This is a genomic window from Variovorax sp. NFACC27 (genome assembly GCF_048301545.1).
In the GTDB taxonomy this organism is placed as follows: domain Bacteria; phylum Pseudomonadota; class Gammaproteobacteria; order Burkholderiales; family Burkholderiaceae_C; genus Variovorax; species Variovorax gossypii.
In genome coordinates, this window is the sequence record NZ_CP157613.1 from 2512478 (window position 1) to 2527106 (window position 14629).

Genomic DNA, 14629 nt, shown 5'->3' on the forward strand with positions numbered 1-14629 from the left:
CGGGCGGTTACTGGGCGTGGTTCAGCGCGAGGTCGAGCGCATCGAAGTTGCGCAACCGGCGATCGGCCGCGACGCCGGCGACGGGGCGGTTGCAGATCAGCGGCACGCGCTGCTCCGAGACGCCTCCGTGCGAGCGCAGCGGCACCTCCAGCGCCGAGAGGTCGTGCCGGCTCGCAGACGTGCCGATGACCGTGCTGCGCTCGCTGACGACCACGATGTCGCCGATGCGGTCGGGCGGCAACTCGAAGCGCTGGGCCGCGTCCTTGCGCGAGAGCACGAGCTCCATGCCGGGCAGGCTTTGCAGTCGGTCGATCCAGCCCGGCACGCGGGCCTCGTCGGGTGCGTACACGGTGGCGAAGGAACCGAGCGCGCCGTGGTGCACCACGTAGGGATCGGTGATCGGCAGGATGACGCGCGCTTCGTCCTGGCCGTACCAGTCGTCGAGCACGTCCTGCAGGTAGACGACCTTCGGCGCACCTTGCGCGTCGTGCTTGTCGTTCATGCCGTGGTCGGCGGTGAGGACGATGGTGGCGCCCAGTTCGTCGAGCCGTGCGAGGTAGCCGTCCATCATTGCGTAGAAGGCATTGGCTGCGGGGCTGCCGGGCGCAGCCTTGTGCTGCACGTAGTCGGTGGTCGAGAGGTACATCAGGTCGGGGCGGCGCGACTCCATCAGCTTCACGCCGGCCGCGAACACGAACTCCGACAGCTCCGCGCTGTACACCGAGGGCACGGGCATGCCGACCATCTCGACCACGCCGTCGATGCCGTTCTCCTCCACGGTGGCCTGGTCGGCCTTCTCCGACGAGAAGCAGATGCCCTTCATGCGGTGGCCCAGCAGCTTGCGCAGCTTGTCCTTGGCGGTCACCACTGCCACTTTGGCGCCGGCATCCGCGAAGGCCGCGAGCACCGTGCCGGCGCGCAGGTACTTCGGGTCGTTCATCATCACTTCCTGGCCGAGCTCGCGGTCGAAGAAGTAGTTGCCGCAGATGCCGTGCACCGCGGGCGGCGCACCGGTCACGATCGACAGGTTGTTCGGGTTGGTGAACGAGGGCACCACGCAGTCGGCCAGCAGGTCGGCGCCGGTCTTTCTCATGCGCTCGATGTACGGGGCCATGCCGGCGGCGATGGCAGCGTCGAGGTAGGCGGGCTCGCAGCCGTCGACGCACACGACCACGACGGGGCGGCTCATCCAGCGGTAGCTGCGGGCGTTGACTTCCAGCGATTCGGGTTTCATGGCAGAGGGTTCCTTGATGGAGATGGATGGATCGATCGATCGGTTGGATGAAGGGAAGGGCGGCCCGCCTCAGCGCCGGATGAAGACCGCGATGGCGGCGCTGATGAGGCAGCTGGCCGCGACGATCGGGAAGACCATCGACGTGCTGCCCGAGTGGTCCAGCAGCCGGCCGATCAGCGGCTCGCCGAGGCCCGCCAGCAGGTAGGAGAAGAAGTTCATGACGCCGGTGGCCGTGCCCGAGCGCTTGGCTCCCACGAGGTCGGGGCACAGGGCCCAGAAGGAGGAGGCGGGGCCGTAGACGAAGAAGCCCGCGAGGAAGAGCAGCGCCAGCCCGGCGATGCTCGTGGGCGTGAGGTACATGCCGATCGAGGCGGCCGCGCCCAGCAGCATGTACAGCACGATGGCCTTGTAGCGCTTCGAGCCGAACACGCGGTCGGAGATCCAGCCGTTGGTGAGCGCGCCGAAGGCCATGCCCACGGGCAGAGCCACCGAGATCCAGGCCGGATCGATCATGCCGTCGGCCATCTTGCTCCAGTCCTTGCCGAGGAAGTGCACGGGCACCCAGACGATCAGGCCGTAGCGCGCCGCGTTCTGGAAGCCGATGGCGAGCGCGGCGATGAGCAGCCTCGGGTTGCACAACACGGCCTTGTAGCGGCTCCACGAGCTTTCCTCGGGTGCGGCGTGGCTCGCGGCGGCGGCCTTCGCGTCTTCCGCGTTGGCGATGCCGGTGTCGGGCGACTTGAAGCCCAGGTCCTCGGGGCGTTCACGGGCGATCAGGTAGAACGCGATGCCGCCCACCAGCATCAGCAGCACGGGCAGCCTGAAGATCCAGCGCCAGTCCAGGTGCAGCACGTTGACGACGATGATGGAGGTGACGAACGACAGGATCGACGCGCACCCCGCCGCGAAGGTGTAGAAGCCGAACACCTTGCCGCGCTCGCTCGTGCCCCACCAGTTCGACAGCAGGCGGCTGCCCGGCGCCCAGCCGAGCGCCTGGAAGTAGCCGTTGACGCCCCATGGAATCGCGAGCGTCTTGAAGCCGACGGCGAAGCTCACCACCCAGTTGGCCGCGCACGAAAGGATTGCGCCCGCGGTCATCACGCGGCGGCCGCCGAACTTGTCGGCGAGGTTGCCGTTGATCGCCTGGCCGATGGCGTAGCACCACAGGAGGCTGGCCGAGGCCCAGCCCAGCACCTCCTTCGACAACCCGAATTCCTTCTGCAGCCCCGGAATGGCGAAGCCGAAAGTCTGTCGGCCGGTGTAGAAGAAGAGGTAGCAGAACATGGCGGCCAGCAGCATTCGCCACTGCGCACGCCGGAATGAAAACTCGTGGGGCTGCGCGTACGCGCCGGCCTGCAAACCCTGGTTCGCCAGTTGCATGTCTTGTCTCCTGTTTTTTCCTGTTCCCGACGGACCTGGGTCCGTGGAACCGGCTGTGGCACCGGTATCTTTTTCTTGCCGTTCTTCGGCTTCGACCGGCTAGGCCGACACCGCGCCGATGAAGTTCCTGCCGCGTGCCCCGTCCATGGCGCGCGCGATCATGGCCGTGGCCTCGGCGTCCGCCACGCCGTAGTCCGCGAACTCGGTCTTCACGCCCAGCCCCTGCAGGAAGTCGCGCAGGCGCAGGGCAGCGGCGCGCAGGTCGGGCCCGAAGAGGCGCTGCAGCGTGCGGTCGCGATCGGGCGAGCGCGCCCATGCCTTCTCGAGAACGATCGGCAGCGTGAACGAGCAGGCGATGCCGTGAGGCAGGCCGTAGCGCAGCGTCATCTCGTACGAGATCGAATGGGCCAGCGCCGTCTTCGTGTTGGAGAACGCGAGCCCGGCCTTCAGCGCGGCCATCGCCATGCGCTCGCGCAGTTCGATGCTGCGCAGATCTTTCACCAGGGCCGGCAGGCATTCGAAGATGTCCTGCACGGCGGAGATGGCGAAGGTGTCGGAGACCGGGTTCGCATTCACGTTCCACACCGACTCCAGCGCATGGGACAGCGCATCGAGCCCGGTCGACACGGTGGTTCCCGCCGGCACCGAGAGCATCAGCTCGGGATCGACGATGGCTGCCTCGGGCCAGGTGGCCTGCAGGTGCAGCGAATACTTCTTCTGCCGGGCTGCGTCCCAGATCGTCGCCCACGGCGTCACCTCGCTGCCGGTGCCGGCCGTCGTCGGCACGGCGATCAGCGGCTTGACGCTGGCGGGCTCGAAGGACTTGCCCGCCGACAGCAGGTCGACCAGTTCGTCGAAGCGACCGCTCGCCGTGCCCACCATCAGCGCCTTGGCTGTGTCGATGGCGCTGCCGCCGCCGACTGCCACGATCGCATCGCAGGCATCGGGCGTTTGCCAGAAGCGGTCGTACAGGGCGCTCAGGTGCGCCACGTCGGGGTTGGGGCGCACGTCGTCGATCACCTCGACAAGCGAGCCGGGCAGGAGCTTCTCGAGGCGCTCGACCAGCCCGAGCTCGCGCGCCTCGGGAAAGGTGACGACCGCGACGCGGCGGCCGGCGAGTATCGATGGGAGCCGTTCAAGGCTGCCTCGGCCGCTGTGGATGGATACGGGGTTGTGATATGCGTGGGGCATCGGGTTTGTCTCGTGTCGGCGGTTGCTTCGGTGGCTTCTCTTTTCGCTGCTTCTGCATCGCGCTGTGCCGCGCGTTTCTTTCTTGGTGAAGGCAGTGTCGAAGCGGCCCGAAGTTCCGTCCAATCGCATTTCCGGTGTGCGCCTGGTCGAAAACCGATGGATGAACGGCCCGCGCCGGCATCACGACCCGGGGAAAGCGCCCATTCGCGCGCGGGCGCGCCTGTGAGAGGCTGCACGCCCCCGGGACCCGAATCCATGTTCCACCAGTACTACAAATCGATCAGATGCTTTCACGCCGTGGCGAAGACCGGCGGCTTCACCTCGGCGGCGCAATACCTGCACATCGGGCAGCCGACGGTGACGGACCAGGTCAAGTCGCTGGAGACCCGCTTCAGCGTGGAGCTCTTCCTGCGCAGCGGCCGCAGCGTGAAGCTCACTGCAGCGGGCGAGCGGCTTTATGCCATCACGCAGGGCCTGTTCGGGCAGGAGGAGGAAGCCATGCTCTTCCTGCAGAGCGCGCGCAAGCTCAAGGTGGGGCTGGTGCGCGTCGGCGCGGTGTCGCCGCCCATCGCGATGGAGCTGGCGCGCAACTTCAAGGAAGCACACCCGCCGCTGGACATCACGGTGTCGATCGGGTCGGAAGAGTCCACCTTGCAGGGCCTGCAGGACTTCAGCATCGACGTCGGCATCGTCGTCGATCCGGCCGGGGCGGAAGGCCTGCACATCGAGCCCTATCGCACGGAGCGCATCGTCGCGGTGGTGCCCGAGGGCCATGCATGGACGAAGCGCAAGTCCATCTCCACCCGCGACATCGAAGGCGAGACGGTCATCATGCGCGAGCCCGGCTCCAAGACTCGGCATCGCGTCGAGCGCGCCTGCCGGCAGCAGGACGTGAGCCTGCACTGCGCGATGGAGATCAACAGCCGCGAGGCCATCCAGCACGCGGTGGCCAATGGAATGGGCGTTTCCTTCGTCACGCAGGTGGAGTTCATTCCGCTGCCGGGACTCGTGGCGGTCGCCGTCGACGACGAGCAGCTGTCGATCAGCTACTCGCTGTGCTGCCTGTCCATCCGCAGGGAACGGCCGCTGATCGACGCCCTGTTCGCCGTCGCGCTCGGATGAGCCCTGGGTGAGGCCCCGGGCGGGGCTCCGGTGGCTGCGGGATTTCACCAAGCTTGCGCTCCAGCCTGAGCGGCGCATACTCCGCCAAAAGCGCCACAAGCCACTCGTCGGCCCCTCCGGGGTTCCGGGCGACAGCCAGGAGACACGTGTTGCAGCGAACGAACATTGCCAACCCGGCCTATTTCCACAAGGTCGTCGATTGCCAGTACGCCTGCCCGGCGCACACTCCCGTCCCCGAATACATACGCATGATCGCGCAGCGCCGATACGGCGACGCGTACATGGTCAACTGGGTCTCCAACGTCTTTCCGGGCATCCTGGGCCGCACCTGCGACCGGCCCTGCGAGCCGGCCTGCCGCCGCGGGCGGGTGGAAGAAAGCAATACGCAGGCTCCGGAGCCGGTGGCCATCTGCAGGCTCAAGCGCGTGGCCGCCGACATGAAGGAGGACGTGCGCGCGCGCATGCCGAAGACGGAACCGAGCAACGGCAAGCGCGTCGCATGCATCGGCGCCGGGCCGGCCTCGCTCACCGTCGCGCGCGACCTCGCGCCGCTGGGCTACGAGGTGACGGTGTTCGACGGCGAGGCCAAGCCGGGCGGCTTCATTCGCACGCAGATTCCGCGCTTCAGGCTGCCGGAGTCGGTGATCGACGAGGAAACCGGCTACGTGCTCGACCTGGGCGTCGAGTTCCGCGGCGGCGAGCGCATCGACTCCATGACCGCGCTGCTGGGGCAGGGCTGGGACGCGATCTTCGTCGGCTGCGGCGCGCCTCGCGGGCGCGACCTCGACATTCCGGGTCGGCGTGAAGCGGCCGAGAGCATCCACATCGGCATCGACTGGCTGAACTCCGTTTCCTTCGGCCACGTCAGCAGCATCGGCAAGCGCGTGATCGTGCTCGGTGGCGGCAACACGGCCATGGACTGCTGCCGCTCGGCGCGCCGGCTGGGCGGCACAGACGTGAAGGTCATCGTGCGCAGCGGCTTCGAGGAGATGAAGGCCTCGCCCTGGGAGAAGGAAGACGCCCAGCACGAGGGCATTCCGATCATCAACTTCCATGTGCCCAAGGCCTTCGTGCACGAGAACGGCAGGCTCGTCGGCATGAGCTTCGAGATCGTGAAGGCGGTCTACGACGACAAGGGCCGCCGCACGCTGGAGCCCACGGGCGAGCCCGACGCGTACTTCGAGTGCGACGAGGTGCTGGTGGCGGTGGGCCAGGAAAACGCCTTCCCGTGGATCGAGCGCGACTGCGGCATCGACTTCGACAAGTGGGGCCTGCCGGTGCTGGACGCGAGCACCTTCCAGTCGTCGGTGCCCAACGTGTTCTTCGGCGGCGACGCGGCCTTCGGGCCGAAGAACATCATCACCGCGGTGGCGCACGGCCATGAGGCGGCCGTGTCCATCGACAAGCTTCTGCGCGCCGAGCCGGTCGACGACCGGCCGCCGCCCATGACCAACCTGGTGTCGCAGAAGATGGGCATCCACGAGTGGAGCTACGACAACGACACCTCCAACGACCTGCGCTACAAGGTGCCGTGGGCCAAGGCCGAGGCGGCGCTGGCGAGCATCCGCGTGGAAGTGGAGCTGGGCTTCGACGCCGCCACCGCCTTCAAGGAAGCCGGACGCTGCCTGAACTGCGACGTGCAGACCGTGTTCACCGAAACCGCCTGCATCGAGTGCGACGCCTGCGTGGACATCTGCCCGATGGACTGCATCAACTTCGTCGACAACGGCGAGGAAGAAGGGCTGCGCTCGCGCCTGAAGGCCCCGGCGCTGAACCTGGCGCAGGACCTGTACGTGTCCGGCGGACTCAAGACGGGCCGCGTGATGGTCAAGGACGAGGACGTCTGCCTGCACTGCGGCCTGTGTGCCGAACGCTGCCCCACGGGCGCGTGGGACATGCAGAAGTTCCTGCTGAAGATGTCGCTCGCCGGGCAGGCGCAGGGCCAGGAGGTGCCGGCATGAAGCAGATCGAGGCGGTGAACGACTTCGTCATCAAGTTCGCCAACGTCAACGGATCGGGCTCGGCCTCGGCCAACGAACTGTTCGCCAAGGCCATCCTGCGCATGGGCGTGCCGGTGAGCCCGCGCAACATCTTCCCCAGCAACATCCAGGGGCTGCCCACCTGGTACGAGGTGCGCGTGACCGAAGAGGGCCACCTCGGCCGGCGCGGCGGCACCGACATGATGGTGGCGATGAACCCCCAGACCTGGGACGCCGACGTCGCCGAGCTGGAGCCCGGCGGTTATCTCTTCTACGACAGCACGCGGCCGCTGCCGCCCTCGAAGTTCCGCGACGACATCCGTGTGATCGGCATGCCGCTCACCGAGATCTGCAACGCGGTCTATCAAGACCCGCGACAGCGGCAGCTGTTCAAGAACATCGTCTACGTGGGTGCGCTCTCGATCCTGCTGGGCATCGAGCCCGAGGTGGTCGAGAAGCTGTTCTCCGAGCAGTACAAGGGCAAGGAGAAGCTGCTGGCCTCCAACGTGCAGGCGCTGCACCTTGGCTGCGACTTCGCGCGCGAGAACCTGCGCGAGCCCGTGGGGTTGCGGGTGCGGCGCGCCGACCGCGTGGGCGACAGGATCTTCGTGGACGGCAACAGCGCGGCGGCGCTGGGCTGCGTGTACGGCGGCGCGACGGTGGCGGCGTGGTATCCGATCACGCCTTCGTCATCGGTTGCCGAGGCCTTCCAGAAGTACTGCACCAAGTTCCGCGTGGACCCGTCCACGGGCCAGCACCGCTTCGCCATCGTGCAGGCCGAGGACGAACTCGCGTCGATCGGCGTGGTGGTCGGAGCGGGGTGGAACGGCGCGCGGGCCTTCACCGCGACCTCGGGGCCGGGCATATCGCTGATGACGGAGTTCATCGGGCTGGCCTACTTCGCGGAGATTCCGGTCACGCTCATCAACGTGCAGCGCGGCGGCCCTTCCACCGGCATGCCCACGCGCACGCAGCAGGCCGACATACTTTGCTGCGCCTACGCGTCGCACGGCGACACCAAGCACGTGCTGCTCTTTCCCGAAGACCCGCACGAGTGCTTCGAGCACGCGGCGGCGGCGCTGGACCTGGCCGACCGGCTGCAGACGCCGGTGTTCGTGATGACCGACCTGGACATCGGCATGAACCAGCGCCTGTGCAAGCCCTTCGAGTGGGACGACAGCAAGGCCTACGACCGCGGCAAGGTCATGAGCGCCGAGGAGCTGGAGGCCGGCCGCGACTTCGGCCGCTACAAGGACGTGGACGGCGACGGCATTCCGTGGCGCACGCTGCCCGGCACGCATCCGACCAAGGGCAGCTACTTCACGCGCGGCACGACGCGCGATGCCTACGCCCGCTATTCGGAGCGCGGCCCGGACTACATCTACAACATGGAGCGGCTGCTGAAGAAGTTCGCGACCGCGGCCACGCTGGTGCCTCAGCCCGTGCTGAAGCCTGCTGCCCGGAAGACCGACCTGGGCGTGATCTATTTCGGCTCGACCAGCCCCTCGATGCACGAGGCGCTGCAGGCGCTGGAAGAACGCGGCATCCATCTCGATGCGCTGCGGCTGCGGGCCTTTCCGTTCCCTGACAGCGTGGTGCAGTTCCTGGCCCGGCACGAGCGCGTGTTCGTGGTCGAGCAGAACCGCGACGCGCAGATGCGCAGCCTGCTGGTCAACGAGCTGGACGCCGATCCGGCGAAGCTGGTGCGGGTGCTGCACTTCGACGGCACGCCCATCACCGCGCGCTTCATCGTCCAGGCGATCGAAGCGCATGTCGGCAAGACGGCGCACACGCCAGGCACCGCCGGTGCGAAGGAGCCCGCATGACCTACCTCGCCAAGCCCAGGCTGCGGCACCCGACGCTGGCCACCAACAAGGTCGGCTACACGCGGCGCGACTACGAGGGGAAGATCTCCACGCTCTGCGCGGGCTGCGGCCACGACTCGATCTCGGCCTCCATCATCGAGGCCTGCTGGGAGCTCGACATCGAACCGCATCGCGTGGCCAAGCTCTCGGGCATCGGCTGCAGCTCGAAGACGCCGGACTACTTCCTCGGTGCGTCGCACGGCTTCAACACCGTGCACGGCCGCATGCCCAGCGTGCTGACCGGCGCCAACCTGGCCAACCGCGACCTGCTGTACCTGGGCGTGTCGGGCGACGGTGATTCGGCCTCCATCGGCCTGGGCCAGTTCGCGCATGCGATGCGCCGCGGCGTGCGCATGGCCTACATCGTGGAGAACAACGGCGTCTACGGCCTCACCAAGGGCCAGTTCTCGGCCACGGCCGACCAGGGCTCGAAGAGCAAGAAGGGCGTGGTCAACACCGACAGCCCGGTGGACCTCGTGGCCATGGCGCTGCAGCTCGGTGCGAGCTACGTGGGGCGGGGCTTCTCGGGCAACAAGGCGCAGCTGGTGCCGCTCATCAAGGGTGCGATCAGCCATGGCGGCTCCGCCTTCATCGACGTCATCAGCCCCTGCGTGGCCTTCAACAACCATCCCGGCAGCACCAAGAGCTACGACTACATCCGCGAGCACAACGAGGCGGTGAGCCGCATCGACTTCATCAGCGGACGGGAGGAAATCGCCGTCGACATCGAGCCTGGCGAGGTGATGGACGTGCGCCAGCACGACGGCACGCTGCTGCGCCTGCGCAGCCTGCACCCGGACTACGATCCGGGCGATCGTTTCGCCGCCATGGCCTACATGCAGCGGCATCAGGAGATGGGTGAGGTGGTCACCGGGCTGCTGTACGTCGACCCGCTGGCCACCGACCTTCATACGGCACTCAACACCTGCGACCGGCCGCTCAACGCACTGGGGCCGGAACAGCTGTGTCCCGGCGCGCAGGCGCTGGAGCGGCTCAACGCCTCCTTGCGCTGAGCAAGGGCCGGCGGCACCATTCAGGGTTGCACTCACGGAGGGCGCATCATGGCCGAGCGCACCGTTTTCCAATCGATTTCGCGTAAGCACGTGCTCAGCCTGGCACCGCAGGCCAGCGTGCGCGACGCAGCCTGCGCGATGACGCGGGCCAACTGCGGCAGCGTGCTCGTCATGGAGCTGCCCGACACGCTGCTGGGCATATTGACCGAGCGCGACCTCATGACGCGCGTGCTCGCCAAGGGGCTCGATCCCGACGCCACGCCGGTGCGCGAGGTGATGACGCCCAACCCGATCTGCGTGCCGCCGGAGACGCTGGTGTCCGATGCGGTGGTGCTCATGCTCGAGCGCGGCTTCCGCCATCTGCCGCTGGTGGCGGGTGCGAAGGTGCTGGGCGTGTTCTCGGTGCGCGATGCGCTGCCGAGGGAGATCGGCGCGGCGGTCAGCCTGAGCGAGTTCAGGGAGCAGGTGAACGACGCGCTGGGCTGAAAGGGCAGGGAAGCCCTTTCAGGGAATCACGTAGTCGGGATACTGCTTGCAGATTTCGTTCACCGCGCTGAGCGTGCCCGACAGGTGCTTGCGCAGCGCGGCCTGGGCTGCGTCCGGGTCCTTCGCCTCGATGGCGCGCGTGATGGCGCGATGGTCGCGAAGAATCGCCTCGGTCTTGCCGGCGGTCGGCAGGTGCAGGCGGCGCAGGCGGTCGACGTGGCCGGAGACGCGGCCCACAAGGTCCCAGAGACCGAGCACGCCGCCGGCTTCGTACATCAGGCGATGGAATGCGCGATCGGCGTTGACGAAGTCGCCGTAGCGCTGTGATGTCGCAAGCGCGGCCTGCTGGGCGATGACGCCTTTCAGCTGATCGACCAGGCCCGGTGACTCTTCGACGGCCAGCTGGTGCACCAGCTCCAGTTCGATGGAGCGCCGCAGGAAGTGCGCTTCGCGTGCCGCGGAGATGTCGATTCGGCTGACCAGCGTCGCGTGCTGAGGGAACACGTCCACCAGTCCTTCCTCGTTGAGCCGAAGCAGGGCCTCGCGCACGGGCGTCTGGCTCACGCCGAAACGGTCGGCGAGCTCCTGCCGCTGCAGCACGGTTCCGGGAACGAGTTCGAGCGCGAGGATGGCTTCGCGCAGTTTCTCCAGCACCTGCGGCGCGGCAAGGCGGGTGCGGTCAAGTCGGATCTTCGGGGAGGCGCTCATCGCCGGCGATTGTGTCATTGACGCACTAATATACTAGTGTTTTAATTCGCCGGACGACGCCGGCGAAGGCCGGCAAGGCCGCACTTTTCACGCAGCGGCCATGGAGACAACCCCTTGACGAAACGCACCTACGAATCCCTTCGCAGCGCCCGCTGGTTCGCGCCCGACGACTTCCGCTCCTTCGGCCACCGCTCGCGCGTGCTGCAGATGGGCTACAGCTACGCCGACTGGATGGGCAAGCCCGTCATCGCTATCGTCAACACCTGGAGCGACGCCAACCAGTGCCACTCGCACTTCAAGCAGCGCGTGGAAGACGTGAAGCGCGGCGTGCTGCAGGCCGGCGGATTTCCGCTCGAGCTGCCGGCGATCTCGCTTTCGGAAAGCATGGTCAAGCCCACGACCATGCTCTATCGCAACTTCCTCGCGATGGAAACGGAAGAGCTGCTGCGCAGCCATCCGATCGACGGCGCCGTGCTGATGGGCGGCTGCGACAAGACCACGCCCGGCCTCACGATGGGCGCGCTCAGCATGGGCATTCCCTTCATCTACCTGCCGGCCGGCCCCATGCTGCGCGGCAACTGGAAGGGCAAGGTGCTGGGCTCCGGCTCCGACGCCTTCAAGTACTGGGACGAGCGCCGTGCCGGCCGCCTTGGCGAGCAGGCATGGGCCGAGATGGAAGCCGGCATTGCCCGCAGCCACGGCACCTGCATGACCATGGGCACGGCGGCAACCATGATGGGCATCGCCGAGGCTGTGGGCCTGACGCTGCCCGGCGCGTCGAGCATTCCTGCGGCGGATGCCAACCACATCCGCATGAGCGCCGACTGCGGCCGCCGCATCGTCGAGATGGTCTGGGAAGACCTCACGCCCGCGAAGATGCTCACGCGCGCCAACTTCGAGAACGGCATCGCCTGCGCGATGGCCATGGGCTGCAGCACCAATGCCGTCATCCACCTGATCGCGATGTCGCGCCGCGCCGGCCACGCCGTGAGCCTCGAGGACTTCGACGCCTTCAGCCGTCGCGTGCCCGTCATCGCCAACATCCGGCCCAGCGGCGATGCCTACCTGATGGAGGACTTCTTCTACGCGGGCGGCCTGCCGGCGATGCTGGAGCGCATCCGCGGCCACCTTCGCACGGAGGCGCTCACCGTCAACGGCCGCAGCATCGGAGAGAACATCGAAGGCGCCGAGGTCTACGACGACGACGTGATCCGGCCGTTGTCCAACCCGATCTATGCCGAGGGAGCGTTGGCCGTGCTGCGCGGCAACCTCGCGCCCGACGGCGCGGTCATCAAGCCCAGTGCCTGCGCGCCGCATCTGCTGAAGCACACCGGCCGCGCGCTGGTGTTCGACGACTACCCGTCGCTCAAGAAAGCGGTGGAAGACCCCGACCTCGACGTGACTGGCGACGACATCCTCGTGCTGCGCAATGCCGGCCCGCGCGGCGCCGGCATGCCCGAGTGGGGCATGCTGCCCATCCCGACCAAGCTGCTGAAGCAGGGCGTGAAGGACATGCTGCGCCTGTCCGACGCGCGCATGAGCGGCACCAGCTACGGCGGCTGCCTGCTGCACTGCTCGCCCGAAGCCGCCGTCGGCGGACCGCTCGCGCTGGTGCAGACCGGCGACCGCATCACCGTCGACGTGCCCGCGCGCCGCATCCACCTCGAGATCGACGACGAAGAACTCGCGCGCCGCAAGGCCGCATGGACTCCGCCGCCGCCGCGCTACGAGCGCGGCTACGGCTGGATGTTCGGCCGCCACATCAGGCAGGCCGACGAAGGCTGCGACTTCGACTTCCTCGAGACCAGCTTCGGCAAGCCGGTGCCCGAGCCCGACATCTTCTGACCCGCCCATCAACCCGATTTCATTTCAGCCGACAACGGAGACCACACGTGAATCCCGCCACCCGCGACCAGCTCATGAAGGTGAGCACCGCCACCCTGTGCACGGCCTTGTTCAAGCGCGGCCTGCGCCACCAGTTCATCCAGGACGTGCGCCCGCTCAACCCCGGACTTCCCAACATGGTGGGCGAGGCCTTCACGCTGCGCTACATGCCGGCGCGCGAAGACCTGAACCAGATCAGCGTCTTCCTCGACCGCGACCACCCGCAGCGCAAGGCCGTGGAGCAGTGCCCCGAGGGCGCGGTGCTCGTCATCGACAGCCGCAAGGACGCGCGCGCCGCATCGGCCGGCGGCATTCTCGTCACGCGGCTCATGAAGCGCGGCGTGGCAGGCGTGGTCACCGACGGCGGCTTCCGCGACAGCCCCGACATCGCGAAGCTCGAATTTCCCGCATACCACCAGCGCCCCAGCGCGCCCACCAACCTCACGCTGCACCAGGCCATCGACATCAACGTGCCCATCGGCTGTGGCGACGCGCCGGTGTTCCCTGGCGACGTGGTCGTCGGCGACGCGGAGGGCGTGATCGTCATCCCCGCGCACATGGCCGACGAGGTCGCTGCGGAGGCTACCGAGATGACTGCCTTCGAAGACTTCGTGCAGGAGAAGGTGCTCGAAGGCCGCTCCATCCTCGGCCTCTATCCGCCCACCGACGAGCAGAGCCGCACCGACTTCGCTGCGTGGCGCCAGGCCAACGGCCGCTGAGGCCGCATCGACCACAGAAAACCAAGGAGACAAGACATGCGTTTCATCCGCCTCGCCGCGGCGCTGCTTTCGGCTGCGCTCGCTCCACTGGCCGCGTCGGCCCAGACAACAGAATGGCCCGCAGCCAAGCCCATCGTGTACGTCGTGCCGTTCACGCCCGGTGGTTCCACCGACATCGTGGGCCGCACGCTGGCCCAGAAGCTGGGCGAGAGCCTCAAGCAGTCGGTGGTTGTCGACAACAAGCCCGGCCAGGCCGGCGGCATCGGTGCCGCCTACGTGGCGAAGGCCGCTCCCGACGGCTACACGCTCTTCGGCGGAACCATCAGCACGCACGCCATCAACGCCAGCCTCTACAAGAAGCTGTCCTACGACCCGATGAAGGACTTCGAGCCCGTCTCGCTGGTCGCGCGCCTGCCCAACGTGCTCATCGTCAACAGCCAGCTCGGCGTGAACTCGGTGGCCGAGCTCGTGGCCCTGCTGAAGAAGGACGAGAGCAAGCGCACCTTCGCCTCTTCAGGCGCGGGCACCTCGACGCACCTCGCGGGCGAGATGTTCGCCGACCTCATCGGCGTGAAGCTCACCCACGTGCCGTACAAGGGAACACCCCCGGCGCTGACCGACGTGGCCGCGGGGCAGGTGCCCTTCATGTTCGACCAGGTGACGGCCGCGCTGCCGCTGGTCAAGAGCGGCAAGCTCAAGCTGCTGGCCGTGACCACGGCCAAGCGCATCGCCCTGGTGCCCGACCTGCCGACCATGATCGAGTCGGGCATCCCCGGCTTCGAGATGTCGTCATGGCAGGCGGTGTATGCCCCCAAGGGCACGCCCAAGCCCATCGTGCAGCGCCTCAATGCCGAGATCGTGAAGGCCCTGCACCAGCCCGACGTGCAGGCCAAGCTCTCCGGCCAGCTCGCAATGGAACTCGTGGGCAGCACGCCCGAGGAGCTGCGCGACCACATGGCCAGGGAGATTCCGCGCTGGGCCGAGCTGGTGAAGAAGTCGGGCGCGGTGGCCGACTGAGCATTCTCGAACGACCATCCAAGGAGACATC

General features: G+C 67.5%; 12 protein-coding genes. 8 read left to right on the forward strand and 4 right to left on the reverse strand.

Features of this window, described 5'->3' with window-relative positions:
- Positions 1 to 7 precede the first annotated feature (7 nt).
- The 3 genes from phnA to psrA all read right to left on the reverse strand — a co-directional run bounded on the left by phnA (position 8) and on the right by psrA (position 3805).
- Positions 8 to 1234 (reverse strand): phosphonoacetate hydrolase, encoded by a 1227-nt coding sequence (gene phnA, locus ABL840_RS11715; protein ID WP_093301044.1) that lies wholly within the window; start codon positions 1232 to 1234, stop codon positions 8 to 10.
- Between the two features lie 69 nt (positions 1235 to 1303).
- Complete coding sequence (locus ABL840_RS11720) at positions 1304 to 2614, reverse strand: MFS transporter (protein ID WP_093199176.1); 1311 nt, start codon at positions 2612 to 2614, stop codon at positions 1304 to 1306.
- A 99-nt stretch (positions 2615 to 2713) separates the two neighbouring features.
- Positions 2714 to 3805, reverse strand: a complete 1092-nt coding sequence (gene psrA, locus ABL840_RS11725; protein ID WP_093301043.1) for an iron-containing alcohol dehydrogenase PsrA — start codon at positions 3803 to 3805, stop codon at positions 2714 to 2716.
- A 255-nt stretch (positions 3806 to 4060) separates the two neighbouring features.
- Between psrA and ABL840_RS11730 the strand changes: the two genes are divergently transcribed.
- The 5 genes from ABL840_RS11730 to ABL840_RS11750 all read left to right on the forward strand — a co-directional run bounded on the left by ABL840_RS11730 (position 4061) and on the right by ABL840_RS11750 (position 10270).
- Complete coding sequence (locus ABL840_RS11730; protein ID WP_093199183.1) at positions 4061 to 4927, forward strand: LysR substrate-binding domain-containing protein; 867 nt, start codon at positions 4061 to 4063, stop codon at positions 4925 to 4927.
- A 149-nt stretch (positions 4928 to 5076) separates the two neighbouring features.
- Entirely contained in the window at positions 5077 to 6888 is a 1812-nt protein-coding gene (locus ABL840_RS11735; protein ID WP_093301041.1) for an FAD-dependent oxidoreductase, read from the forward strand.
- Positions 6885 to 8732, forward strand: coding sequence for a 2-oxoacid:acceptor oxidoreductase subunit alpha (locus ABL840_RS11740; RefSeq protein ID WP_093301039.1), 1848 nt, complete (start codon positions 6885 to 6887; stop codon positions 8730 to 8732). The genes ABL840_RS11735 and ABL840_RS11740 overlap by 4 nt, the downstream gene beginning before the upstream one ends.
- Positions 8729 to 9784 (forward strand): 2-oxoacid:ferredoxin oxidoreductase subunit beta, encoded by a 1056-nt coding sequence (locus tag ABL840_RS11745; RefSeq protein WP_093199194.1) that lies wholly within the window; start codon positions 8729 to 8731, stop codon positions 9782 to 9784. The genes ABL840_RS11740 and ABL840_RS11745 overlap by 4 nt, the downstream gene beginning before the upstream one ends.
- Before the next feature lie 48 nt (positions 9785 to 9832).
- Positions 9833 to 10270 (forward strand): CBS domain-containing protein, encoded by a 438-nt coding sequence (locus ABL840_RS11750; RefSeq protein WP_093199197.1) that lies wholly within the window; start codon positions 9833 to 9835, stop codon positions 10268 to 10270.
- 18 nt (positions 10271 to 10288) lie between these two features.
- Here the strand turns inward: ABL840_RS11750 and ABL840_RS11755 are convergent, their stop codons facing one another.
- Positions 10289 to 10978: a GntR family transcriptional regulator gene (locus ABL840_RS11755; RefSeq protein ID WP_093199199.1), complete on the reverse strand. Its 690-nt coding sequence runs from the start codon at positions 10976 to 10978 to the stop codon at positions 10289 to 10291.
- A 114-nt stretch (positions 10979 to 11092) separates the two neighbouring features.
- On the opposite strand from ABL840_RS11755, the gene araD reads away from it, so the two are divergent.
- From araD to ABL840_RS11770, 3 genes are read left to right on the forward strand one after another with little or no spacing between them, the layout of a single operon-like run.
- Positions 11093 to 12823 (forward strand): L-arabinonate dehydratase, encoded by a 1731-nt coding sequence (gene araD / locus ABL840_RS11760; protein ID WP_093301037.1) that lies wholly within the window; start codon positions 11093 to 11095, stop codon positions 12821 to 12823.
- 47 nt (positions 12824 to 12870) lie between these two features.
- Positions 12871 to 13581: a ribonuclease activity regulator RraA gene (locus tag ABL840_RS11765; RefSeq protein WP_093199205.1), complete on the forward strand. Its 711-nt coding sequence runs from the start codon at positions 12871 to 12873 to the stop codon at positions 13579 to 13581.
- Positions 13582 to 13617: 36 nt separating this feature from the next.
- Positions 13618 to 14598, forward strand: a complete 981-nt coding sequence (locus tag ABL840_RS11770) for a Bug family tripartite tricarboxylate transporter substrate binding protein (RefSeq protein ID WP_093301035.1) — start codon at positions 13618 to 13620, stop codon at positions 14596 to 14598.
- Positions 14599 to 14629 lie beyond the last annotated feature (31 nt).

Coding starts and splice junctions, on each gene's coding strand:
- ABL840_RS11745 (WP_093199194.1), top strand. CDS start 8,729: ATGACCTACCTCGCCAAGCCCAGGCTGCGGCACCCGACGCTGGCCACC.
- ABL840_RS11755 (WP_093199199.1), bottom strand. CDS start 10,978: ATGAGCGCCTCCCCGAAGATCCGACTTGACCGCACCCGCCTTGCCGCG.
- psrA (WP_093301043.1), bottom strand. CDS start 3,805: ATGCCCCACGCATATCACAACCCCGTATCCATCCACAGCGGCCGAGGC.
- ABL840_RS11740 (WP_093301039.1), top strand. CDS start 6,885: ATGAAGCAGATCGAGGCGGTGAACGACTTCGTCATCAAGTTCGCCAAC.
- ABL840_RS11730 (WP_093199183.1), top strand. CDS start 4,061: ATGTTCCACCAGTACTACAAATCGATCAGATGCTTTCACGCCGTGGCG.
- ABL840_RS11750 (WP_093199197.1), top strand. CDS start 9,833: ATGGCCGAGCGCACCGTTTTCCAATCGATTTCGCGTAAGCACGTGCTC.
- ABL840_RS11720 (WP_093199176.1), bottom strand. CDS start 2,614: ATGCAACTGGCGAACCAGGGTTTGCAGGCCGGCGCGTACGCGCAGCCC.
- ABL840_RS11770 (WP_093301035.1), top strand. CDS start 13,618: ATGCGTTTCATCCGCCTCGCCGCGGCGCTGCTTTCGGCTGCGCTCGCT.
- phnA (WP_093301044.1), bottom strand. CDS start 1,234: ATGAAACCCGAATCGCTGGAAGTCAACGCCCGCAGCTACCGCTGGATG.